Raw genomic sequence first — 24,366 nt, forward strand, 5'->3', positions numbered from 1 at the left:
TAGGTTTCATTTTCTAACTATACTCAATTAACATGAACAGGAAACTCTTTTTGAGCTGGGCAATGGCATCTATGCTACTCCCCGGCCTGTTTGCGTCTGTTAGTGCGCAAACTCAGAATTCGGCAGGACAAACCACTACCACTACCTCAGATGCAAACTCTATGCCCAAAGTAAGTCATACGACAACGGGTAAAGACCTGGCTATCAGTGCGGCCAAATCTGCCAATCACACGGTCTTATTCAGAGCTCTGCGCGCATCTGGCCTAACGGAACAAGCTGGTGGCAAAGGCCCTTATACGGTGTTTGCGCCCACAAATGAAGCATTTGATAAACTTCCCGCTGGAACAATGGACGATTTATTGAAGCCAGAAGCGAAAGCAAAATTGATGAAACTGCTGGCCTATCACGTTGTGAAGGGTAAATACACTGCCGACCAGCTTCAGGACGGACAGAAACTAAAAACGGTGACGGGCGGAACACTAACCGTTGGTAAACAGGGCGATTCGCTGACTATTACGGACGGAGCGGGCAACACCGCAACCGTTGATCAGTCGGATGCCGAAGCAACCAATGGGATGGTGTATTCGATTGATTCGGTGCTGATGCCAACAGCAGGTGGGAAATAAGTTGTTTGCAAACAATACGTTAGTTTACTGGTTTGATAGACTAAAGGTTCGATAGACACTTGACACGGAAAGCGTTATGGAAAATCAGGAGAAAGAAGATATCATCCGGGCTAAGCAGGCTATTTCGCCCGCAGGTCTTGCTAATCAGTCAGTTGAAGGGACCAGTGGGCCTGGCAGTCAGATTGATGCCGAGGAGTTGGAACCAGACGCGTTGGAAGAAGACTACATGGATGGCGATAAGTTAGCAGCCAATGTGCGCGTGACACACCCAAACCGAAATCCCAATCCCAAACCGGATATTGACAAGCCAGCCTATAGCTAACCAACAAAAAGGGCAACCCGTAACAGAGTTGCCCTTTTTGTTGCCTGAATAGTCTGCCAAAAACAATGGCGAGTCTGCTTCGTTTTATACATAGTAATACTCAACGATACGAATGGATAAACGAAGGATTGGAATTGGCATTGCAGTGGTAGCGGGTCTGGTCATCCTGTTCTTTGTAGGTAAATGGTTTTTTAAACAAAAGTCGGTAAAGCAGGAGCGGACGCAGGTTGAACAGGCGCGTAAACGATCGGAAGAGGAGACGAAAGAAGCTTTACTCGCCCTGCATGAACTATGCCGGTATGCCGATTCGGTTGGGGTCGATACAACTCGATTTGGGGTTAAATCGGTAAACCAGGTCACCGAAATAGAGGCAAAACAGGCCGATTTGCTGCTGGAAATTCGCTACGGTAAAAAGCCTTCCCGACTGGAATTTAGTGGATTAAAGGAGGCCGTAGACTCAAGTTGGGCCAAAAATGCGGATGGGGCCAGCCAGCCCGAATCACTGGCAAAACTTGCTCCGTTTGGGCCCTATAACCAATTGGTGGGCCATTATAGTCGGCTTCGTAAACTAGCTAAATCAAATCCGGCCATGGCCGATTCATTGCGGGTGATTCGGCAAACATTGAACTTCTATCGGTATGTCAATCGCTTCGATGCCGATAAGTTTGTTGTTGTCAATATTCCCGCCGGTGAGTTAAATGTCTTTGACCGAACGGGTAAGCGGCTACTTCCTATGCAGGTTATTGCTGGTAAACCCGATAAGCGAACCCCCTGCATGACAACGTATATTCAGGATATTGTGGCCTATCCCTATTGGAATGTGCCCCGCAATATCGCTCTGGACGAAATGCTGCCTCGAATGAAGCGGAATATTGCCTTTATCTACAATCAAAATCTCCAGATACTGGATGAGAGAGATCAGGAAGTTGACCCTGAGGAAATTGACTGGGATGGTTTATCGACAACTAATTTCCCGTATCGGGTTCGTCAGGCGTCGGGCTGTGAGAATTCACTGGGCTTGCTAAAATTCAACTTGGCAAATCCGTTGGCCATTTATCTGCACGATACCAATAGTCGGGACTTGTTCAAGCTCACCAGCGATCGCTGGCGCAGTCATGGATGCGTACGGGTACAGAAGCCGGTCGAATTAGCTAACCTGGTTCTGGACGCCCAAACGTTCGATAAAGCGTTTCTGGATAAATGTTTGATTGATCAGAAACCCCGGACACTACCTATCCCAAAGCCGTTTCCGGTCTTCATCACCTACAACATTGCCGATGTGGACGCAACAGGGAAGCTTCGATTTTACAAGGATGTGTATGGGCTGGATAAATAAGCCGATTGCTTCAGGTAATCGGGATTGGGCGCGTAGACAAACAGGCATGTACCGCCTTTAACAGCCTGAATGATGCCTTTGGATTCGGCATAAGGGACGGCTGGGCATCCCTGGCTACGACCAAGTCGGCCCGTTTTGCGAATGATATCTTCGCAAACGTAATCGGCACCATGTAGCACAATGTTCCGATTATAGACATTGTCGTTAAAGCCTTTTTCCAGGCCTTTCAACTGCAACGAAAGGCCATGCTTACCCATGTAGGTATTGAGCGTCTGGTAAAAGCCTAAGCTGCTCTGGAACGACGATTGGGTGTTCGAAAATTGATTGGCAGTTAAATCACCAGAGTTACGCCCGTGTGCAACATAGGTGTTAAAAACCAGCTTTTTATTGAACAAATCAACAACGTATAGCCGTTTATGGGTTGATGGCTGGCTCAGGTCAACAATGGTAAGCATAGACTTGGCAGAATCTATTTTCTGCCAGCCGCGCAGGGCATATTCGAAAACAGTTCGCTGCAAACCAGTCTGGCTTAAGTTAAGCTCATCATAAACAGCAAGGCGACCAACAGATTTAACCGTTTTTGGGGCCGCGGTTGGGGCTGCTATAACAACGTTACGGGAAGATTTGGATCCGGTGCTGGCAAAATAAATAACTACTAAACCAACCAGAAGCAAAAGAACATTCTTCATACCGACAAATAGGCGTGTTTATGGGTTTATGAGGATGTAGAATGATAACAGTCTCATACCTGTTTTAATTCGATGAAGATACAACTTTTCTCTAAAATAATCACCTTATGACCGCTTACGAACAAGCTGTCCGCAACGAACTGGTTCGCTGGCAACAGGCTATGCAAAAGCCGCCATCCGCCTTCGGACGGCTCTCAACATCGCTTCAGCACCGGATTAATCGGATCATTCCCGATCGTGTACATACCGTTATTACGGCCACAATCAAGCAAATGACGCGAGCTGTTTTATTTGGGGCGGAATTTCTTACCCGTACACCCGTAGTAGGCCAAACGCTGACTCAGCGTGATGCCGCTGTAGCCAGACGTATTGATTTCTACCGGAAAACGAGCGCTGCCGAAGGAGGTGTTACGGGGGCAGGTGGGTTTTGGCTCAGCATGGCCGATTTCCCGATACTGCTTAGTTTGAAGATGAAAATGCTATTCGAAATTGCCGGTCTGTATGGGTTCTCGGTGAGCGATTACCGCGAACGGGTCTATATCCTTTATATTTTCCAGTTGGCCTTTTCGAGCCAGGAGCGCCGAAAGATAATTTACGATTACATTGCCAATTGGCCGGAACATAGCCGCCAACTGCCTGAAGACATCAACCAGTTCGACTGGCTGACGTTTCAACAGGAGTACCGCGATTACATTGATCTGGCCAAAATGGCGCAATTGATTCCGGGTATTGGCGCTGCTGTTGGCGTTGTGGTCAACTACCGACTTGTAAATCAGCTTGGCCGCACTGCTATGAATGCCTACCGGATGCGACTACTCGCCGAAAATCCTGCCTTATTGGCAAACCAGTAGTGTCTGGCAGGTGTGAGTTACTTATTGACATGATACACGAACAGACTCCCACCTGTGCTTTGCCAAACTAGAATCTAAATTAGACGAGCGCTAGCCGTAAGCATAGTACGACGACTGCCTTGTATAAAAAGGACGAGCGCTAGCCGTAAGCATAGTACGACGACTGCCTTGTATAAAAAGTAAGCTGTTCTCGAGTTGCGTACAGGTTGATGGTTAGTTCGTGTAAGCTGAGTTTGTTGGTACGGGTCAAACTTTCCTGGCTGTTAGTGTAAGGGTTGGCTCCTGAATGGTTAATGAACGTACGTTACTATCCACGATATCAAAAGTTATCGTGACAGACGGGGTTCCATTGTACGTAAATACGTTTCTGGATTTCTGATACAAAGCACCGCCCGATTTCCCTAACTTCCCCAATGATAGTAATTTTCGCAGATTCATTTTGATACTAAATCCATCTGATGAGCCTTCCCCGTACTTATAATCGCCCAGATATTTTTCTTTCTCGACGGCCTCCATTGGAATATCTACTTCCTGGTACCCGGCGTTCCCAAGCCCCTCCAGGTAGTCAATTAGCTTGCTGCTAGTATTTTTTTGCTCATTCGTAAGTCCATCGGCTCGGAGACCATTTTTTGCGTGTTGTAACAAGCTAATGCCATGTGGACCAGTAATACGCTGGACGCCGGGCGTGGCTTCTACCATCGCTTTTACTGTGTCATAGCTTCCCAGCATAGCATAGGTGAATAGATCTGGGCGCGCCCCTTTACTCAGTAGAAATTCGACAATATCTCTTCTCCCTACGTGCGATGCGGCTCCAATGGCTGTTTCCCAGTCACCGAAAGCCCAATCCCACGTTGCCCTTGCCAGTTCAGGGCGTTGGTTTACGAGCACTTTCACCCGGTCAAGGTTGAAATGAGAAGCTCCCACTACTTCGGCAACAACATCATCTTCAATGGCAGGATACCGACGTAAAGGCTCCTCAGCAATGATTTTTTCTGAATCCAAATCGACCACCCCTTTTGAAAAACCTATGCTCGGGATGGAAGCTGTTAGAAATCCGAAAATTGAGCTTTTAACGACAGCTCGTCTTGACAGTGACCCTTGAGTATCCATGTGTCTGGATCGTGTTGGTGAATTTTATTTCTGACTCCGCAATTTCTTTAATCGTTTGGTTCCGCAGTGTCTTTTTGTAGATAGCCCACATGACTCCTGCTATTTATTAATTTTAACACAGATTGCCTAAAGCCTTAAACCATTCTTATGAATCAGTCAACCGATACGCTCATTGTTGGTGCAGGTCCTTTTGGTCTTGGGCTGGCTGCTTATTTTCAGAAGCGTCGGCACGATTACCAAATCGTGGGTAAACCAATGGAATTCTGGAAGCAGCATATGCCAACGGGCATGTTGCTCCGGTCCAATGTCAATTGGTACCTCGACCCAGATCACCACTGGACTATCGACCTTTTTCTGACTAGTCATTACCCTTCCCGATTGTCGACAGATCCCATTTCCAGGGAACAATATATTGCCTACATGGATTGGTTCAGACAGCAAGCCGGCATTTCCGTGACACCAAGCTATGTTTGTCTGTTAAGCCAGGATGAACACGGGTTTGTGGCCAAACTGGATAACGGCAATACCGTTCGGGCGAAGCAGGCGGTGATCGCCACTGGCTTTCAATATTTTGCTCATTCTCCCGCTACTCTGGTGACGCTATTACCAGCGGGGCGTTACCAGCATAGCTGCGATGCCGTTGACATGGATGTGTATAAGGGTAAGCGGGTTTTGCTGATTGGTGGACGACAAAGCGCGTTTGAGTCGGCGGCTTTGTTACAGGAAGCGGGTGCTTCGCATACTCACATCAGTTACCGCCATGATACACCCCGTTTTGAGGAAGCGGATTGGTCGTGGGTTGAAACCCTGGTCGAACACATGGTTGACCAACCGGGCTGGTTTCGTGAGTTATCGGCTGAGGAGCAGGATCAATATCGGTACAAGCTTTGGGCCGAAGGACGGCTAAAAGTAGAGCCCTGGCTCGAAAAGCGTGTTTGCCTGCCTGGCATAACGTTGCATCCGCGCACGGAGGTTGTATCAGCCATTCTGCAACCTGACCATTCGCTACGAATAACGTTGAGTTCCGGAGAGCAGATTGACGTCGATGAAGTCATACTGGCGACTGGTTATCAGGTCAATGTGGCGCGGTTGCCTTTTTTGTCGGCATCGCTCCAGGATGTATTGGTTACCCGGAACGGATTCCCCTTACTCGACCTGAATTTCCAAAGCAGCATCTCAGGCCTGTATTTTAGTAGCTTTCCGGCTGGTCAATCGTTCGGACCTTTCTTTGGCTTTACGGTAGCTGTACGCACGGCTGCACAACTGATTGGCCAGGCCCTTGTATCAATTGAAAAACGTCAGCTACCCAGCGCGAAAGCCTGAGTGCCCATTCTTTAATTAGGTACGTGTAATCTGGGAAGCACACTATAAGCCACTCTGGGTACCACGATCCCATAAGTCAAGGCTTAGTGGTTAGTTCTAGTTGGCCAAAGCATCACTTCCTGTAAAAACTTGCAGATATAATAGCGCGATTTAAGCCTCGCCACGTCATTGTGGGTTCACCCAAAACAGTTTCAACGGAGAAATTATCACCGATCAGGCCAATACTTTGCAGATAATCCACCTCCTGAGGTATCAGGGTAACGCCGGATTCTTTATAGGCAAAGTTTAAAAATAGTGTTCCTTTTGACTTGGGGTCGTTTTGACGCGGCCACAGTTTAGCTTTGATTGGGTACTCCGTGGCTCGAAACTGTAGGGTGCCTTCTAGTTCAAGAATGCGGCCATCAATCTGTTTTTCCGATGAAGGCCACAGGTTAAGTGTTGCTACATCCTGAAGGAGTGTGTCTTTTGTGATCCCCGTTGAATAGTAGACCGGAACCAGATTCTTATGACTGACCTGAGCTTGCCGAATCTCCCAGGTTCCTACGAGTTGTGGCCTTAATTCGTCAACAAATTTAATTGTCAACTCAGTGGGAGTAGGGGCATTTCCCTGCTGGCGGCATTGACTGAAACAAAGGCACACGGCCAAAAGGGCAAGTCGAACATCCATGATTGAACGAATTTAACGGTTGTGGCTTTGCGCAACTATAAGAATCGATGATATATGTTGGTTTGTTTATAAAAAACCGCTCTGGATATATCTCGTTTGCAATTCGTTACTCAATTCTATTGCCAATGCACTAGGTAGCGTTCGTATTTTTGGCAATTTCAATAATGTGGTTGATGAAATCGCTGGCTTTACGTTCTTTCAATTGCGCATATTTCTTTCGGTCTTGTTTCGCTTCGTCGGCAATTTCATATTTCAACGTTTGATAGTAAATCCTCGCTTCTTTATTTCTACTAAGATAATCTCTAAATAAAATATGTTTTTGTAATTCTTCACTATCTGTTGGGCAAGCGTATAGGTGATGGCTGATGAAATCTAATACGGGATGTTTTGCAGTAATTGTGTCTCGCTTAAACACTTCCCGATTAGGAATGCCTTGATTTCCATTATGATAGTAGCCAATTTTTCTTAATCTTTTGGTTAGTTCATGAAATTCTAGCCTGCTGCTAAAAACTAGATCGATATCAATAATTGGTTTTGCGGCTAATTCGGGAATTGAGGTACTACCTACGTGTTCTATGGAAACGGTTAGATCAAATAAAGCCTCATGGAGTACTTTTTTTAATTCATTGAAATCTGTTAGCCAATCCGCTGTATAGTCTTGAATCAACATGGTTTAGTTTAAATTGCAGTACCCGCCAACTTGCTTCAATAGGCATAAGCCAGCACATTGTTCTGGGCCCCGTCAAATGAGGGACTAGCGTTTGTTTTCATTGTAATAGACTAAGTAGCCAAAGCAACACGATATACATCGTGTTGCCAGGTGCTGGTGAGGACGTAACTCGACTGAACACCCGAAAATAACCCCACGCGGAGCGAAACACAAAATCGGCCTAATAGCTTATGAAGTTAGTACAATCAGCCCCTTTGTCTGACTAATACGCATCAGATCCAGATGGAGGGTTGTGCCACTTCATAAGTTTATCTGTTATTATTGCTTCTTGTCCATCCAAAAGCGCAGTATGTTGCCATCAGGATCTTTGAAGCTAGCTATATAAGCTCCATCTCCTAAGTCCATAATAGGATGAATCATCTTAATGTTGTGTGTGGTTATAAAACGCTCTATATCATCCACAGCGAAAGAGAGTACGATATTCTCGTTTGGCTGCTCGTTCACTTTTCGTTTAAGTACAGCATAATGGATGCCATTATAATCGCACTCCCAATGGTCGGGCGTGTTCCCATGACGATTAAGTGCCAATGGGATACCTAACACTTCGTTGTAAAATTTGACTAACCGGTCCGGCTCAGGCGATGACATGATTATCCCTGTTAAACCCTTTACTTTTAAATCTTCCATATTATATCATGTATGATGTTATTTGTTCAAATTTACAGCATTTGTAATTATATTTAATCATTGGTGCTGTTTTTTATTATATTTACATCAAATATGATATATATGAATAAGACTGTGGAGTTGATTAACCTATGGGCGAAGTATGAGGAAGAAAACCCCAAGGCTGGACTAAGCCAGTTTTGTCAAGACTACCTGGTTAATCAGGAGCAGAAAACCAAAAAGGTTACCTTTTGGCAATCTCCCGTTCCTCCTGACAGCGCCAGCATACTCACGAAGCTGGTAGGTAGGATTGCCAGGCTTCATAATCTATATGTTATGGGAGCCTTTAAGGACTGCGGTATCAGTACGTTCGACGAGTTTTTATACCTCAACTCCATTGCCAATACGTCAACTCCAAAGAAAACGGATGTCATTTTGGCCAATTTCAACGAGCTGTCATCAGGCTTGTTGATTCTCGACCGATTAAAGAAAGCTGAACTAATCGTAGAACAGGGTGATAAGCTAGATAAGCGGACTAAGCGGTTAGAGCTGACCAAAGAAGGGGCAAGCGTATTAGCCGCCTGCTACCAAAAGTTGAGTGAAGTGAACGAAATGTGTTTTGGCGGATTAGCCGAAGAACAAGTACAGCTGTGCATCCAATTGCTACAGCCCGTTGAAGCTTCGCTTGCCAAACAGTGGTTAGAGGATAAAAAAAAAAACGAAAATGGATAGCACCTGGCTGTAGGGTGGTTCTTTCATCACCCTACAGCCAGGTGCCCCTTCACACCCTGTCTCGGATGTGTTGTGTGTTTTTGACGACCTGATAATCAATGGAAAAAATTAAAGCTTTCGAGGGTTTGCTTGACAGAACATGGTGTTGGTTGGGCTTCAAACCCGCCTTCGGGGCGTGCATTTTGCTACAGCCTACATGCTTATTGCCCCTTTCTATAAGGCTTATAGCCCAAAAACGAAACCGTTGTTGGGTCGAATCCCATAAACTGGCGGGTTATATCGCCGATCAATGTAAGGCCGTTGGTTGAATTGGTGAAATAGACCACGGCATCCTGGCTTTTCGCGCAGCCGGTTACGTAACATTTGTAGGTGTCGTTGTCGCCCCAGTGCCAGAAAAAATCGGCTTTCGGGCTGTGTTCCAAGCCAAATCCTAATCCCCAGCTCAGCGTTGGTGAAAGTAAATCAGATGTGCCTGAAAACGTTTTGGGTAACCGCCCCTGAGATGTCAGCATCTGGTTCACTGTCGTTACTGTCAAGCCCCTGGGCGTTAAGATAGCCAGTAGAAACCGGGCATAATCGTCGGCGGTAGTTTGTAGAGAATAGGCTGTATTGGCCTGATTGGATTTGTATTTGGGTTCTGGTTTCCCTTCCTGATCGTGCGGGTAAGCAAAATTAGCGTCGAACGTGGGTTGCCAGACGTAACTACTGCGGGTCATTTGCAAGGGAATAAATACCCGTTTTGTCATCAGGTCATTCAGCGGTTTTCCGGTAATTTTTTCAACCACTTTTTGCAGATAAACGAAGCCCTCGCCCGAGTAACCAAAGCGTTCGCCGGGTGCCCAGCGCATGGCTAGTTCCGATGATCGCCTGTTTTTACGCCAGTTCGGGAATCCCGTCCGATGGCTCAATACCATTCGGGCTGTAATCTTTTTGTACCGTTCGTCGGCAGCAACGTCTGGATAGGGGAGGTATTCATAAAGCGGCTTATCTAAATCAAGCAAGCGCTCTTCCACCAGTTGTAGTACGGCGTATGCGAATACGGGCTTGCTTAACGAAGCCGCATCGAAGATGGTGGCCGATGTAACCCGTTGCGTTGAGTCGGCTTTAGTGAGGCCGTAGCCTTTGCTATAGACAAGTTTATTCGCGCGAATAATAGCTATCGATAGGCCCGGCACGTTGGCGCTATCCATATGACGGGTAATGAACTGGTCAACCTGGGCGGGCTGGGGATCAGGCAGCTTGTTCTGAGCCTGAACCATTGGGCCTGTAGACCAGGTCAGCATCACCAGCACGCTAGTTTTGAGGGAAAGCCAGAAACGCGTTTTCATAAGCCAGGGAAGTGTGTTTATGCGTAAAAGAGTCAACGAGTAGCCTATTGTTGCGTCAGTTATTTGCCAATCTGTTAAAATGTATAAGCCAGCTGCGTCTGTATGCTAAGTTCAACTGATGAATCATTTGTGCTGGCACCTCCTAATTGCCCAAACTTGTAGGTCCAGGTGGGTTGCGCTATGAGTGTGTACCGACTCGTTAGTTTATACCGGACCCCGGCACCCAGCATTCCATGAAAAATGGGTCGGGGAGTTGATAGGAGCCGAAGATATTGTGTTGACTCACCGGTTCGCGTGACAACCACGCGTGAGGTTATTGGCAAATCGACAAACAGGCCTACCGAAAAATAAGGTGATAGACGCTGGGTCGAGGAATAATAATTCAGGAGCAGAGGAAAGCGAATAACCCGATTTCGTAGTGAAACGGTACCTTCGCCCGCTACTGCCTGTCGCGCCTGTCGGAGGGAAAGTTGCTGAAACCAGATACCCGACGAAACCGACCAGCCGGGTGCGTAGGTATAGTGCACCGATGCACCAATTGAATATCCCGTTGACCAGCGACTGCCACTTATATAGACAGGCTCCACAATCTGCCCATCGCTTTCCGGATAAAAGTACCGGTAATTGTATAAGGTGTGGGAAAATGTTGGCGATAGCGTCGCCGAAACCGAAAGCGTCTGCTGTGCTAACGATTGACTAATTGAACAAAAGAAAAGGGCAACCAGAAAAGTCAGCTTCCTGTTCATCGTAAAACGGCCAGTTGAGGGATGGAAAGATACACTTACAACCGAATCGACCGGTTAACTTAGCCCCAAAATTACCAGACCACAACTACGCTCATGCTCTTTTTAGGTCTTAGCATCGTGCTTTCGGTGCTGCTGCTGCTGAATTTTCGGGTGTTTCCGCGCTACGATGTCAATACGTTTCAGGCAATCGTCTTCAACTATCCGGTTTGCTTTCTGACGGGACTGTTGCTGTTGCCCGCTGGTCAATCCTTCTCAATCGATTTTTCTCAAACCTGGACCTGGCTGGCTTTCGGTCTGGGTGTTGGCTTTATTCTGACCTTTCTGCTATCGGGGGCGTCCACCCAGCGCATGGGTATCACGGCTACGTCGCTGGCCAACAACCTATCTCTGGTTATTCCAGTCTGTTTCAGTCTGTTCATTTTTAAAGCGGGCGGCAAAATGTTTGATGCACTGAACTACCTGGGCCTGGTAATGGCTGTAATTGCTGTGGGATTGAGTACCTATAAAAAAGAATCGCCAGTTGCTAAGTCAGACTTGCCAACGACGTCAACTTCGCGTCGGCTAGGCGCTAATGTATTATTACCCGTTGCGGTGTTTTTGTTCTACGGAGCTACTAACACCATGATCAACTACATGAATATTCATTACATACCGTCGGCCGATAAAACTATTCAGGTAACCCTAACGATGGTATTGGGAGCCATTGTCGCCGGTTTGCTGATGCTGGTGATCCGATTGATTCAGGGCAAAGAAACCTTTCAGCCGCGCAACCTGATTGGTGCAGTTACGTTAGGTGTGCCCAATTTTCTGAGTTTCTATACGCTATTGCTAGCCCTGTCGGCCTTTGGCAGCAATGGCGCTTTTGTGTATCCGCTCTACAACATCGGAGTAATTGTGCTGGCTGCCCTCGTGGCCGCTTTGTTTTTTCGGGAGCAGCTCTCAACGGCGAATAAGATTGGCCTGGCGCTAGCCATTTTGGCTATTGGGCTGATCTCATGGCAGGAGCTGGCAGCACTTGTGTAAAGAGGGTGCTTCAGAAAGTAAAAACAGGGATGCCAGCGCTTATCATATCCATAAAAACGCAAAGAAACAGGTAATCTTTGTATTCTTAGTGGACTCTTTTGCGACTATTGCATTTAACTACATGACAACAAAACGTTTCTACTCCCTATCTGGCCCATTACTGGTACTGGCCTTACTGACCATCTCGGTTTGTGCTATCCAAAATCCAGAAGCTGCCCTTCCAGCCCGCCAGAATGCCCGCTCCGGCGCACCGGTACCCCCTAACATTATTTTCATTATTTCGGACGATCATACCTCCCAGGCCATTAGTGCCTATGGAAGTAAATTGGCTAAAACACCCAACATCGACCGAATAGCTCGCGAAGGCGCCATTCTATATAACAATGTGGTAGCCAATTCCATCTGCGGGCCTAGCCGGGCTACGTTGCTGACAGGCCAGTTTTCGCACCGGAATGGCTATAAATTCAATGAGAAAGTGTTTGATATCAATCAGCCCGTTTTTACGGAGGAGCTGCAAAAAAATGGCTACCAGACCGCCTGGGTTGGCAAAATGCACCTGGGGAGCCTGCCACATGGCTTCGATTATCTGAACATACTACCGGGACATGGTAGTTATTACAATTCCGATTTTGTCGATTCCAATAATAAGACAACCCGACGCATGGGCTATGTTACCGACGTGGTAACGAGCTTATCCACCGACTGGCTTGATCACCGGGATGCCTCAAAGCCATTCTTTCTGGTCGTGGGTCATAAGGCGACGCACCGGGAATGGTTACCGGCCATCGAAGATCTGGGCGCTTATGATAACGTCACCTTTCCGCTACCCGCTACGTTTTATGACAAGTACGAAGGACGTACGGCGGCACAAAAACAGGACATGAGTATTGATAAGACCATGCTCCTGAAGAATGATTTAAAGGTACATGCCGATTATGACGCCAAAGGGGCCATGGCTTCCTATAATCGGTTTACCCCCGAGCAGAAAAAGCCATTTTACGAATATTACGAAAACAAAATCAGTAAAGAGTTTGACGAAAAGAAACTCAGCGGTAAAGCGTTAGTCGAATGGAAATACCAGCGCTACATGAAAGATTACCTGTCGGTGGCAAATTCATTGGATCGAAACATTGGTAAGTTGCTCGATTACCTGGATAAAAGCGGACTGGCGAAAAATACGATTGTCGTTTATACGTCAGATCAGGGATTTTATCTGGGCGAACACGGTTGGTTCGATAAGCGGTGGATCTACGAAGAATCGTTAAAAACTCCCTTTGTTATTCGGTATCCAGGCGTCATCAAACCCGGTAGCCAGGTTCGGCAGGTGGTTTCCAATGTCGACTGGGCACCCACGCTACTCAATTTAACCGGCACCGCTATCCCAGACTATATTCAGGGTGAATCGTTTCTGCCCTTGCTGAAAGGGCAGAAGAAAGGCTGGCGCGATCAGGCCTATTACCATTATTACGAATACCCGCAGCCACACCACGTAGCTCCCCATTTTGGGTTACGAACTGATCGTTACACCCTGGCTCGTTTTTACGGCCCCGATGATTTCTGGGAGTTGTATGACATCCAGAAAGACCCTCAGAATTTAAAGAACCTCTATGGCGCGAAGGGGTACGAAGCCATAACAGCCTCGCTGAAAACGAAGCTGAAAGAGCAGATCGTGAAATACAAAGATGATGAAGCGCTCAAGTTATTTGAGAGTAAGCTTTGATAAGCGGAGTTTTTTATCTCGTTTTTTTGTCATGGCTCCGGCCACCCGGCTCGACGCAAGGAGAGATATCAAATCGGCCAGCTTGAGATCTCTCCTTGCGTCGAGCCGGGTGGCCGGAGCCATGACAAAAAACTGAAAAGATCACTTTCTAGCTGTTAAACGTGGTAAGTGTTTAGCCGCTAATTGAATAACTGATATGTGTGGGAAATATGTTATAGCTGTTTTAGTAGGATTTACACTTCTAGCCGGATGCAATTCAACGAATCAGGCATCGAAAGAACAGGCTGCGGCCGACTCTGCGGCAGCCTGCATTGCAAAAGGCATGCCGTCTCGGTCGGCCGCTATTCGAAATGCAGCCACTGGTACCGGATCGGGAGCAGGTAGTACGGCCGGGATGGTGTTGATTCCGGGCGGTACGTTCTTGATGGGAGCCGATGAATTTCCGGATGCACGGCCGGTTCACTCGGTTACTGTAAAAGGTTTCTGGATGGACGAGCATGAAGTCACCAATGCCGAGTTTGCCAAATTTGTCGCGGCAACAGGCTACAGAACCATCTCCGAACGCCCGCTGAATCCGAGTGACTATCCGGGTGTTCCGGCTGAGCAACTCGTACCAGGATCGGCTGTTTTTACGCCACCTGCTCAGAAAGTATCGCTGGAAAATCCGTTACGCTGGTGGGAATATGTAAAAGGCGCAAGCTGGCAGCATCCTAAAGGCCCAAACAGTTCTATAAAAGGCCATGAGAACGAGCCCGTTATTCATGTAAGTTACGACGACGCCCTTGCCTACGCGAAATGGGCCGGGAAACGCCTGCCCACCGAAGCCGAATGGGAATTTGCCGCCCAGGGTGGCAAAGGCAACCACACCTACTATTGGGGCGATGAGTTAAAGCCTACCGGCAAATGGGTCGCTAACATCTATCAGGGCAGTTTCCCCGATCATAACACGACCGAAGATGGCTTTGTGGGTGTTGCACCCGTGAAATCTTTCCCAGCTAATCCCTATGGTTTGTACGACATGGATGGCAATGTGTGGGAATGGTGCCAGGATTTCTATCGGCCTGACTACTACACAAAATTGGTCAAAAATGACCCGCAAGGCCCATCGGACAGCTACGATCTCGACGAACCCGGTGCCGTGAAGCGTGTGCAACGGGGCGGCTCGTTCCTGTGTAGCGATGAGTATTGCATTCGTTATAAGGCAGGTAGTCGGGGTAAAGGTGAAGTAAGTAGCGGGAGTAATAATCTTGGGTTTCGCTGCGTGCGGGATAAGTAAAAGAATGGAACGCGGATCTGTACGATCATTATGATTTTTATCCGTGTAAATCATAATGATCATACAGATCTGCGTTCTATCACTCCCCCAGAATCCCGCTAAAATTTAGTATCTTTGCAGTTCAATCTGAACGAAAAATCACGTCATGCTATCGGTACAAAACGTCTCACTTCGCTACGGTAAGCGGGTGCTTTTCGACGACGTAACTATAAAATTCACATCCGGCAACTGTTATGGCGTTATCGGCGCTAACGGAGCGGGTAAGTCAACCCTATTAAAGATTCTGTCGGGCGAAATTGAACCCCAAACGGGTAATGTGTCCCTGTCACCCGGCGAGCGGATGTCGGTGCTGAATCAGAATCAGTCGGCATACGATGAGTTTCCGGTGCTGCAAACGGTCATTATGGGCAACAAACGCCTGTATGACATCATGCAGGAAAAAGATATCCTCTACGCAAAAGAAGAATTTACGGATGCTGATGGCGAAAAAGCAGCCGAACTCGAATCAGAGTTTGCCGAAATGAATGGCTGGGATGCCGAATCGGATGCGGCTACGCTACTATCGGGTCTGGGCATCAAAGAAGACCTGCATTATTCGTTGATGAGCGATCTGAATGGCTCAGAAAAAGTACGGGTTCTGTTGGCTCAGGCGCTCTTCGGCAATCCCGATGTACTCCTGCTTGACGAGCCGACCAACAATCTTGATGTAGAATCGGTAGGCTGGCTCGAAAATTTCCTGGCAAATTTCAACAATACGGTTATTGTGGTTTCGCACGACAGGCACTTTTTGGATCAGGTCTGTACCCAAATTGTGGATGTTGATTTCAGCAAAGTGAAGCTGTTTGCGGGGAACTACTCATTCTGGTATGAGTCGAGCCAGCTGGCTCTGAAACAGCGCCAGGATCAGAACAAGAAAACGGAAGATAAGCGTAAAGAACTTGAAGAGTTTATCCGGCGCTTCTCGGCCAACGCATCGAAATCCAAGCAGGCGACGAGCCGGGGTAAGTTGCTCGAAAAACTTACGCTCGAAGATATTCAGCCTTCATCCCGGAAGTATCCGTACGTAAACTTCAAAGCAGAACGCGAACCCGGCGATCAGATTCTGACGGTCGAAAATCTGACCTATACGGCTGAAGACGGTACGAAACTGTTTGAAAATCTGTCGTTTACCATGAATAAGCAGGACAAGATTTTCCTGTTTAGTCGCGACGGACTGGCGGTGTCGGCCTTAATGGATATTCTGGCGGGCGAACGCAAGGCTGATTCAGGTTCGTTTAAATGGGGTGTCACGATCACCATGTCGTATTTCCCGACGGATGCTGAAAAAGAGAAATTCTTCAAAACCGACCTCAACTTAGTTGATTGGCTACGGCAATATTCGGTGGAGAAAGACGAGAGCTTTATCCGGGGTTTCCTGGGCCGGATGCTGTTCTCGGGCGAAGAATCGCTGAAGAAGGCAACCGTTCTGAGCGGGGGTGAAAAAGTGCGGTGTATGCTGTCGAAAATGATGCTGTCGGGCGCTAACTTCCTGATGCTCGACGAACCCACCAACCACCTTGACCTCGAATCCATCGAATCGCTTAACAATGGTTTGATTGACTTCAAAGGACCGATTCTGTTCACCTCGCACGATCACCAGTTCGTACAGACGGTAGCTAACCGCATCATCGAAATCACCCCAGCGGGCATCCTCGACAAACTGATGACCTACGACGAATTCCTTACCGACGAACGCGTGAAAGCGCAGCGTGAGGAACTGTATGCAGCGGTAGCGTAAGTCATAATATAACCAATTTAGAAAATGGATAATCCGCCAAATTTGCCGGATTATCCATTTTCTTTTTAGCCACTGAGGTGTGTTTGGTAGTTATACCCTACAAAGCTACCAGTCATTACTCTATGCAGTCGTTTGATCTTGTTGTTATCGGTACGGGCTCGGCCGGAAAAACAGTTGCGGAAGCCGCTCGTCAGGCGGGTAAAACCGTGGCCGTTATTGATAAATTACCCTTTGGCGGCACGTGCTCGCAGCGGGGATGTGATCCTAAAAAAGTACTGGTGGGAGCCGCCGAAATCATTGCCCGGTCGGAGCAACTGGTTGGCAAAGGGGTTCAGGGCAAGGCGTCTATCAACTGGCCTGACCTCATTCAATTCAAAAAAACATTCGTAGAGTCGGTACCGGAACGAACAGAAAAGCAATTTGCTGATGAGGGGATTGTCATCTTTCATGGAGCGGCTACGTTCGTATCTGAAAACACGGTTCGTGTTGATGATCATGTCCTACAAGCGAAGCACATTGTCATTGCTACCGGTCAGCGACCAAAACCACTTGGTATTCCTGGGGAAGAATTACTGACCGATAGTACCGGTTTTATGGAACTTGCTGATCTTCCAGAAGAAATCGTCATGATTGGGGGAGGCTACATTGCTTTTGAATTTGCGCATGTAGCGGCTCGTGCCGGATCAAACGTAACGATTCTTCACCAGGGTAAACGGCCATTGGAAGGATTCGACGCTGATTTAGTTAAGCTGTTGGTGAAGGCAATGGAAGCAGTTGGAATTAAGATTGAACTGGAAGCCAGTGTAACCGACGTAAAAGGCGAAGCGGGTAAGCTTACCGTAGCCTATAAGCAAAAGGGGAAAGTTCACGCTGTTTCAACCCAATTGGTTGTTCATGGAGCTGGTCGGGTTGCCGATGTGGCCGAATTGGCATTAGAAAAGGCTGGCGTTGAGGTGAATGAAAAAGGGGTAACCGTCAATGAATTCCTGCAAAGCGTGTCGAATCCGGCCGTTTATGTTTGCGGAGATGCATCTGACAAAGGACTACCCCTTACGCCACTGGCTTCCTATGAAGGCAAGATTGTGGCGGAAAATATCCTGAATGGAAATAAGCAAACCTATACAAATGACCCGGTTCCATCGGCTGTCTTTACTATACCAACGTTATCGTCGGTTGGCCTGACGGAAGAACAGGCTAAAGAACAGGGTCGAAACGTAAAGGTGACCTTTCAGGAAACGACGGATTGGTATAATAGCCGACGTATTAACGAGGAATTCACAGGCTTCAAAACGCTGGTCGACGCTGAAACCGATCAGATTCTGGGAGCGCATCTACTGGGTTCCGGTAGCGATGAACTCATCAACCTGTTCACGCTGGCCATGAAACATGGTATCTCGGCAAAAGATCTGGGAAAAACGTTGTTTGCGTATCCTACACATGGATCGGATTTGAGTTCGATGCTGCCGGAGTAGGATGCTGTTTTTTGTCATTCCGACGCAAGGAGGAATCTCAAATTCGCCTGGTGCTAGAGATTCCTCCTTGCGTCGGAATGACAAAAAACAGCATCTGTAATTTTAAAATAATGCGAACTATAGCGCTTAATTGGCTCATAGTCAGAAATAAGACCCTATAGCTCGTGTTAAAATAGGCTCTATTCTACAACACTTCCGTCTTCCCCGTCTTATACGGTGCCAGTTGCACCGAGTCGGCGGGGAGTTCGGTGATCAGGTAGTCGATTTGGCTCAGGTCGGCCACTTTCATGCGCATGACGCTGTTCATCTTTTCGGAAATGGCCAGGATCACGATCTTCTCCGCAGCCCGAATCATAGTCTTTTTGGCCTGAACCGTTTCCCAATCCGAATCGGTCAGCCCTTCTTTCGCGTCGATGGCGTTGGTGCCCATGATGCATAGATCAACGCGCAGTTCCGACAGGCGCTGGTACACTTCACCCCCCACACTCATCTGGCTATAGCGGGAAATCTGCCCGCCAATCATGATGATTTCCAGATTGGGTTTGTCCAGTAACTCAACGGCTGTCAGGGGGTTAACCGTAATGAAGGTCGCCTTCAATTCCGTCGGAATCATTTTAATGAACTCCCGAATGGTAGTACCTCCACCCATAAGAATGAGCATCCCATCCTTCAGCAGGGTCAGTGCTTTCTCGCCAATGATCCGTTTGCTCTGATGGGCATACGTTTCCTGCAACTGCGACGAATGGTGGTAGGCCTTCGACATAGCTCCCCCGCGAATTTTTATCAGTTTCCCTTCGTCGGCCAGGTCATTTATATCGCGTCGAACGGTGTCTTCAGATACGTTTAGCGTAATAGCCAAATCGGTCAGGTTGATTCGCGTGTGGAGATTTAATTGGTTGATAATTAAATCTTTACGCTCGTCTTTTAAGAAGGCAATTGACATGAGAGAATGGTCCGTTCGGTTACTAAACATAAAAGCAAAATAAAGGTAAAATCTTACCTATCAGAAATCGGGCCCTGCTGACCATACACGAATGAGTTAGTGGCTTTCGGAATACACTTTGCATAATTCTCACATATGCCGTATAAACAGGATGAAAAAAATATTATTTGCATATAAAATCCACATTTTTGCCTGTTGAAAGAAATATTGTTTGCAAAATTGCAACATCGACCGCTATATTGCGCAAGAATTGCATTAAAAGATTGCAAAATTTGCAAAGTGGACTGATGAGTAATCTTAACTTAACTAATCAATCATAACTTATGGACTGTACTTTACTACGCTGGCCGACTCATTTGGGGAAGATGCTCACGATGCTCTGGCTGCTGAGTGTACCTGTTTTAGCACAGACGATTTCGGGGAAAGTGACGAATACCGGCGATGGTGCCCTATTACCGGGCGTGACCATTGTCGAGAAAGGATCTACGAAAGGAACGGTTACGGATAGTCAGGGAAAATACTCGATTAGCCTGTCGAGTTCGCAGGCAACCCTGATTTTCTCGTACATCGGGTTTGTGGCCCAGGAAGTTGCCGTGAATGGTCGCTCTGTAGTTGATGTGAGCCTGAAAGAAGATGCTACGCAACTCGGTGAAGTGGTGGTAACGGCACTGGGTATCACGAAAGACAAGAAAGCCCTGGGTTATTCGGTGACCGAAGTAAAAGGGTCTGAGTTTACGCAGGCCCGTGAGAATAACGTAGCCAATGCGTTGTCTGGTAAAATAGCGGGCGTCAACGCAACGGGTCTTTCAACGGGTCCGGGCGGTTCCAGCCGGATCATTATCCGGGGTAATGGCTCCCTGACGGGCGACAACCAGCCGCTATATGTAATCAACGGGATGCCCATCGACAACACGGTACCGGGCGGAAGTGCCACACCCAATGGTGGTCAGGGTAACGTGGACCGGGGGGACGGAATTGCGGGTATCAATCCCGATGATATTGAATCGATTAGCGTGCTGAAAGGTGGTACGGCTGCCGCGCTGTATGGTTCGCGTGCGGCTAACGGCGTTATCCTGATAACGACCAAAAAAGGAAAAGCACAGCGTGGTATTGGTGTTGAGTATAATTCGACCTTTACCATGGAAAATGCCGCTGTGTTCCCCGATTGGCAGTATGAATACGGTCAGGGCGACGGAGCCGCCAAGCCAACGACGCAGGCCCAGGGCATTGCCTGGGGACGCCGTTCGTGGGGCGCTAAAATCGATGGTTCCGACTTTGTGGCTGCCGATGGACAAACGCACCCCTACAGCGCGCAGAAAAATAACATCAAAAACTTTTACCAGACGGGAAAAACGTTTACTAATACCTTAGCCTTCACCGGTGGTAATGAGAAAGTTAACTATCGTTTTTCGCTGTCCGATCTGGATGCCAAAGGGATTTTGCCCACCAACACCTACAATCGCAAAACTGGAAACCTTAACATTAATGGATCATTCGGGGATAAGATAGCGCTGGAAGCCGTGGCTCAGTATACCCTCGAAAAGGGGCATAATAAGACCGGCGCTGGCGATGCCCTCGGCAACCCGAACTGGACACCCTACATGATTGGGAACACCTCCGATATACGGTGGCTGAGTCCAGGATACGATGCCAGCGGTAATGAAATTGCCTGGAACGATGCCGACATTGCTTCCAACAGCTACTTTGTTGTCAATAAGTATCAGCAGGACGATAGCAAGAATCGCTTTATCGGTCAGTTAGGGCTGACCTACAAAATCCTGAAAAACCTGTCGGTGAAAGGAACCGTGAGCCGGGATTTTTATAATTACAACTATCGCTACATTCTGCCAACCGGCACCCGCTACATTCCGAATGGCCAGTTCAATCAACTGAAAACCGATGTGAGCGAAACCAATAGCATGCTCACCGCAAACTACAACACCACATTCGGTCACTTTGGCGTTTCGGCACTGGCCGGGATGAACCAACGGAATTTCAGCTATAATCAGTTGAATTTGACAGGAGCAACCTTTACAATTCCGTTCTTTTATAGCTCTACCAACCTTGCTACGTCGAGTACCATACCGCTCAATCAGCACACCCGCACCAACTCTGTATTCGGCTCGGTTGATCTTGACTATAAGGGTATTGCGTTCTTAACGGCTACAGGTCGGCAGGACTGGTTTTCGACGCTGAGTCCACAGAACAACACCATTTTTTACCCATCCGTTGGGGGGAGTTTCGTACTGTCGCAGGCGTTCCAATTGCCTCGCCTGGTAGATTACGCCAAAGTTCGTGCTTCGTGGGCACAGGTGGGTGGCGCTACGCCCGATCCGTACGTGATCAACCTGACTTACTCGATGATTCCGAGTTCAGGGCAGCCCCTGCAGAATGTGACCACCAATGCGACAGCTGCATCAGGTCTGACCAACGCTGGTCTGAAGCCTCTCACATCGACAACCTTCGAGGCTGGGATTGACTTACAGTTTTTCAATAAAAAAGTCGGTCTTGACCTTACCTATTACAATCGGGCAACCACAAACGATATTGTTCAAACCAGCACCTCGCCAACGTCTGGCTACAACTCGGTTTACCTGAATGTGGGTAAATTGAATAACCGGGGTATCGAAGCACTGGTAACCGTAACGCCTATCCGTACGTCGAATTTTGGCTGGAATCTGAGCTACAATGTGGCCTATAACCAGAGCAAAGTAGTAAAACTGGCCGACGGCATCAATTCCATGCAGATGGCGACGTCGGTTGGTAACTGGGCCTATATCAACTCCATCGAAGGCAGTTCATACGGAACCATTGTCGGCACAACACGCGTGCGCGATGCCAAGGGCAACATTGTGTATGACCCAACGTCAGGGTTTGCGCAGAAATCAGCCCTTCAGGAATTAGGGAAAGGCGTTCCTCCGCTCACTATGGGCTTGACCAACGAATTCAGATACAAAAATTTCTCGCTGAATATTCTGTTGGACGGGAAGTTTGGCAACAAAGTTTTCTCGGTGATGGAAGTGTATGCCAATCGAATGGGAAAACTGAAGCGGACGCTGGATGGGCGCGAAAATGGCCTTACCCTGACCGGGGTGACACCAACTGGCGACACCTACACGCGTACCGTTGCCAAAGAAAACCTGCGGGTCTACTATGACAACGATAAAAACTACACCGACCTGTTCCTGCACGATGGCAGCTTTGTGAAACTACGTCAGGTCATCTTCAGCTACAATATTCCAACGAGTGCTCTCAAATTCGTGAAACTACAGTCGGCCAGTATCTCGTTTGTTGCGCGTAACCTCCTGACACTCTATAAGCAAACCGACAATTTCGATCCCGAGCAGAGTTTTACCAATAGCTCGAACCAGGGCTTTGAATCGTTGGGATTACCCCGTACCAGAAGTTATGGCGCGAACCTCATCGTAAAATTCTAACGACGACATTCCATGAAAAATCGATTCTATAAATTTACCTATTGCCTGTTGGCGCTCTGCACCCTGCAAAGCTGCGATAAGGGCCTGGAAGAACTCAATATTAACCCCGACGCATCCAGTACGGTCAGCCCCGATTTCGTATTCACCAAAGCGCAGTACGATGCGGTGGGTAACATGATCACTGGCTTGCAGGGAACGATGCAGTACACAACCAGCTACAACGACGTAGCGAGTTGGGGCTCCAAGTACATTTTCAACCAGGGCACGGCCCCGTACACCGTTTTTACCAATGCCTATCCGAACGAAATCAATGAAATCGGCGAAGTGATTCGGGCGTTGGAGAAAGATCCTGCGCAGGTTAATAAGCTGGCCATTGCCAAAATATGGCGTGCGTACAGCTTCTCCAAAATCACGGATCTGTATGGCGATATCCCCTACAAACAGGCGGCTCAGGGCTATACCCAAAGCATTTTCAAGCCAGTTTACGACCCGCAGAAAGACATTTATGCCGACCTGCTCAGCGAGCTGGAGAAAGCGATCGCTCTGTTCGATGCCACGAAATCAACCTTTGGCGCTGCCGATCTGATGTATGGTGGCGACATTGCCAAATGGAAGAAGTTCGCTTATTCGCTGATGCTGCGGATGGGAATGCGCATGACCAAACCCGATGTAGCACTGGCCGAAACCTGGGTGAAAAAAGCCATTGCCGGAAGTCTGATCACAGAAGATGCAGATATGGCAAAAATTGTCTATTTGTCTTCTGGCCAGGTTGTTAATCAGAATCCGTTGGCGTATTGGATGCTCAATAGTGATTACCTGAAAGCCGACGGCGTAAGCAACCCGGAAGGTGGAAAGTACTACGATACGTTTATCAATTACCTGAAAAAGACGAACGACCCACGCTTACCGGTGCTATCGGTGGTGTATGTAAATGGTAAACCCAGCACGGATGTAAGCCTCCAGAAAGGGATGGCGGCCACGATTCCCAATACCAAACCCGCAGACTTTGTCACGTATTCGGAGCCGAATCAGAACACGATTCTCAAACTGAACGCGCCGATGTTGGTGCTGACCAATGCCGAGGTTAATTTTTACCTGGCAGAAGCCGCCATCCGGGGTTGGTATACGGCAAAAACGCCCGCAACTTTGTATGATCTGGGCGTCAAAGCAGCCATGCGTCAGTGGGCGTTATACGGTGCCGATGGCGTGATTTCGCAGGCGAACATCGATGCGTATGCAACGGCAAATGCCCTTGTTACGACAGCTACGCAGGCGCAACAGCTAGAGCAACTCTATACCCAGTTCTGGGTGTCGATCTTCCCGAATTCGCAGGAGGTGTTCCTGAACTGGCGTCGGACTGGCTACCCGGCTTTGGTGCCTAACAACTACACGGGCAACATCACAGGAGGAAAAATATTCCGCCGGATGCTTTACCCTGCAACGGAAGAAAACCTGAACAAAGAAAATTATTTGGGTGCCGTTGCCCGTCAGGGCGAAAACACATTCCTGACGCAGATGTGGTTGGATAAATAATTCGGTACAAACTAGAACGCTGATTTTTATGATCATTAGGATTAAATATGATTTAGCCCGGATTTGCGGAGAAAAGGTTAAAATCATCCTTGATCATACACATCATAAAAATCTGTGTT

The 24,366-nt window shown here is 47.8% G+C and carries 21 protein-coding genes; 13 read left to right on the top strand and 8 right to left on the bottom strand.

The annotated features are described in order from the left end of the window. The first annotated feature begins 32 nt into the window (after positions 1-32). The 3 genes from ACYVGO_RS16335 to ACYVGO_RS16345 all read left to right on the top strand — a co-directional run bounded on the left by ACYVGO_RS16335 (position 33) and on the right by ACYVGO_RS16345 (position 2,284). Positions 33-626 (top strand): fasciclin domain-containing protein, encoded by a 594-nt coding sequence (locus ACYVGO_RS16335; protein WP_460970195.1) that lies wholly within the window; start codon positions 33-35, stop codon positions 624-626. Positions 627-702: 76 nt separating this feature from the next. Next, on the top strand, positions 703-948 hold the full coding sequence (locus ACYVGO_RS16340; RefSeq protein WP_142772288.1) for a hypothetical protein: 246 nt from the start codon (positions 703-705) through the stop codon (positions 946-948). A 112-nt stretch (positions 949-1,060) separates the two neighbouring features. Next, positions 1,061-2,284, top strand: a complete 1,224-nt coding sequence (locus ACYVGO_RS16345; RefSeq protein ID WP_460970196.1) for a L,D-transpeptidase family protein — start codon at positions 1,061-1,063, stop codon at positions 2,282-2,284. Here ACYVGO_RS16345 and ACYVGO_RS16350 read toward each other — a convergent pair. Continuing rightward, positions 2,254-2,973: a murein L,D-transpeptidase catalytic domain family protein gene (locus tag ACYVGO_RS16350; RefSeq protein WP_142772290.1), complete on the bottom strand. Its 720-nt coding sequence runs from the start codon at positions 2,971-2,973 to the stop codon at positions 2,254-2,256. The two genes, ACYVGO_RS16345 and ACYVGO_RS16350, sit on opposite strands and share 31 nt — an antisense overlap. 107 nt (positions 2,974-3,080) lie before the next feature. Between ACYVGO_RS16350 and ACYVGO_RS16355 the strand changes: the two genes are divergently transcribed. Beyond that, positions 3,081-3,824: an EcsC family protein gene (locus ACYVGO_RS16355; protein WP_142772291.1), complete on the top strand. Its 744-nt coding sequence runs from the start codon at positions 3,081-3,083 to the stop codon at positions 3,822-3,824. A gap of 246 nt (positions 3,825-4,070) precedes the next feature. Here the strand turns inward: ACYVGO_RS16355 and ACYVGO_RS16360 are convergent, their stop codons facing one another. Continuing rightward, on the bottom strand, positions 4,071-4,826 hold the full coding sequence (locus ACYVGO_RS16360; protein ID WP_460970197.1) for a hypothetical protein: 756 nt from the start codon (positions 4,824-4,826) through the stop codon (positions 4,071-4,073). A 255-nt stretch (positions 4,827-5,081) separates the two neighbouring features. On the opposite strand from ACYVGO_RS16360, the gene ACYVGO_RS16365 reads away from it, so the two are divergent. Continuing rightward, a complete protein-coding gene (locus ACYVGO_RS16365; protein ID WP_460970198.1) occupies positions 5,082-6,257 on the top strand; it encodes an NAD(P)-binding domain-containing protein in 1,176 nt (391 codons plus the stop codon). 112 nt (positions 6,258-6,369) lie between these two features. On the opposite strand, the gene ACYVGO_RS16370 is transcribed toward ACYVGO_RS16365, so the two are convergent. The 3 genes from ACYVGO_RS16370 to ACYVGO_RS16380 form a co-directional block, all read right to left on the bottom strand. Further along, entirely contained in the window at positions 6,370-6,924 is a 555-nt protein-coding gene (locus ACYVGO_RS16370; RefSeq protein ID WP_460970199.1) for a hypothetical protein, read from the bottom strand. A 130-nt stretch (positions 6,925-7,054) separates the two neighbouring features. Beyond that, positions 7,055-7,594 carry a GrpB family protein gene (locus ACYVGO_RS16375; protein WP_142772294.1) on the bottom strand — a complete coding sequence of 180 codons (540 nt, stop codon included), beginning with the start codon at positions 7,592-7,594 and terminating at the stop codon, positions 7,055-7,057. A gap of 318 nt (positions 7,595-7,912) precedes the next feature. Beyond that, positions 7,913-8,281 carry a VOC family protein gene (locus ACYVGO_RS16380; protein ID WP_460970200.1) on the bottom strand — a complete coding sequence of 123 codons (369 nt, stop codon included), beginning with the start codon at positions 8,279-8,281 and terminating at the stop codon, positions 7,913-7,915. A 102-nt stretch (positions 8,282-8,383) separates the two neighbouring features. Here ACYVGO_RS16380 and ACYVGO_RS16385 point away from each other — a divergent pair, with 102 nt between their 5' ends. Then, the gene (locus ACYVGO_RS16385; RefSeq protein WP_460970201.1) at positions 8,384-8,992 is read left to right on the top strand and encodes a MarR family winged helix-turn-helix transcriptional regulator; all 609 of its coding nucleotides are present in this window, start codon (positions 8,384-8,386) and stop codon (positions 8,990-8,992) included. A gap of 200 nt (positions 8,993-9,192) precedes the next feature. On the opposite strand, the gene ACYVGO_RS16390 is transcribed toward ACYVGO_RS16385, so the two are convergent. Both ACYVGO_RS16390 and ACYVGO_RS16395 read right to left on the bottom strand, forming a co-directional pair. Continuing rightward, positions 9,193-10,320 (bottom strand): serine hydrolase domain-containing protein, encoded by a 1,128-nt coding sequence (locus ACYVGO_RS16390; protein WP_460970202.1) that lies wholly within the window; start codon positions 10,318-10,320, stop codon positions 9,193-9,195. A gap of 74 nt (positions 10,321-10,394) precedes the next feature. Then, complete coding sequence (locus ACYVGO_RS16395) at positions 10,395-11,066, bottom strand: outer membrane beta-barrel protein (protein ID WP_460970203.1); 672 nt, start codon at positions 11,064-11,066, stop codon at positions 10,395-10,397. Positions 11,067-11,159: 93 nt separating this feature from the next. Here ACYVGO_RS16395 and ACYVGO_RS16400 point away from each other — a divergent pair, with 93 nt between their 5' ends. The 5 genes from ACYVGO_RS16400 to ACYVGO_RS16420 all read left to right on the top strand — a co-directional run bounded on the left by ACYVGO_RS16400 (position 11,160) and on the right by ACYVGO_RS16420 (position 18,334). Beyond that, complete coding sequence (locus ACYVGO_RS16400) at positions 11,160-12,089, top strand: EamA/RhaT family transporter (RefSeq protein ID WP_460970204.1); 930 nt, start codon at positions 11,160-11,162, stop codon at positions 12,087-12,089. Between the two features lie 121 nt (positions 12,090-12,210). Then, the gene (locus ACYVGO_RS16405; protein WP_460970205.1) at positions 12,211-13,809 is read left to right on the top strand and encodes a sulfatase family protein; all 1,599 of its coding nucleotides are present in this window, start codon (positions 12,211-12,213) and stop codon (positions 13,807-13,809) included. A 196-nt stretch (positions 13,810-14,005) separates the two neighbouring features. Further along, complete coding sequence (locus ACYVGO_RS16410) at positions 14,006-15,085, top strand: formylglycine-generating enzyme family protein (RefSeq protein WP_460970206.1); 1,080 nt, start codon at positions 14,006-14,008, stop codon at positions 15,083-15,085. A gap of 145 nt (positions 15,086-15,230) precedes the next feature. Next, positions 15,231-16,862: an ABC-F family ATP-binding cassette domain-containing protein gene (locus ACYVGO_RS16415; protein ID WP_142772306.1), complete on the top strand. Its 1,632-nt coding sequence runs from the start codon at positions 15,231-15,233 to the stop codon at positions 16,860-16,862. Between the two features lie 122 nt (positions 16,863-16,984). Beyond that, positions 16,985-18,334, top strand: a complete 1,350-nt coding sequence (locus ACYVGO_RS16420) for a dihydrolipoyl dehydrogenase family protein (RefSeq protein ID WP_460970207.1) — start codon at positions 16,985-16,987, stop codon at positions 18,332-18,334. A 184-nt stretch (positions 18,335-18,518) separates the two neighbouring features. Here the strand turns inward: ACYVGO_RS16420 and ACYVGO_RS16425 are convergent, their stop codons facing one another. Beyond that, a complete protein-coding gene (locus ACYVGO_RS16425; protein ID WP_142772308.1) occupies positions 18,519-19,277 on the bottom strand; it encodes a DeoR/GlpR family DNA-binding transcription regulator in 759 nt (252 codons plus the stop codon). 323 nt (positions 19,278-19,600) lie between these two features. Here ACYVGO_RS16425 and ACYVGO_RS16430 point away from each other — a divergent pair, with 323 nt between their 5' ends. Both ACYVGO_RS16430 and ACYVGO_RS16435 read left to right on the top strand, forming a co-directional pair. Beyond that, entirely contained in the window at positions 19,601-22,714 is a 3,114-nt protein-coding gene (locus ACYVGO_RS16430; protein ID WP_460970208.1) for a SusC/RagA family TonB-linked outer membrane protein, read from the top strand. 12 nt (positions 22,715-22,726) lie between these two features. After that, positions 22,727-24,247 carry a SusD/RagB family nutrient-binding outer membrane lipoprotein gene (locus tag ACYVGO_RS16435; RefSeq protein ID WP_460970209.1) on the top strand — a complete coding sequence of 507 codons (1,521 nt, stop codon included), beginning with the start codon at positions 22,727-22,729 and terminating at the stop codon, positions 24,245-24,247. The last annotated feature ends 119 nt before the right edge of the window (positions 24,248-24,366 follow it).

It is taken from the genome of Spirosoma migulaei (genome assembly GCF_054776855.1).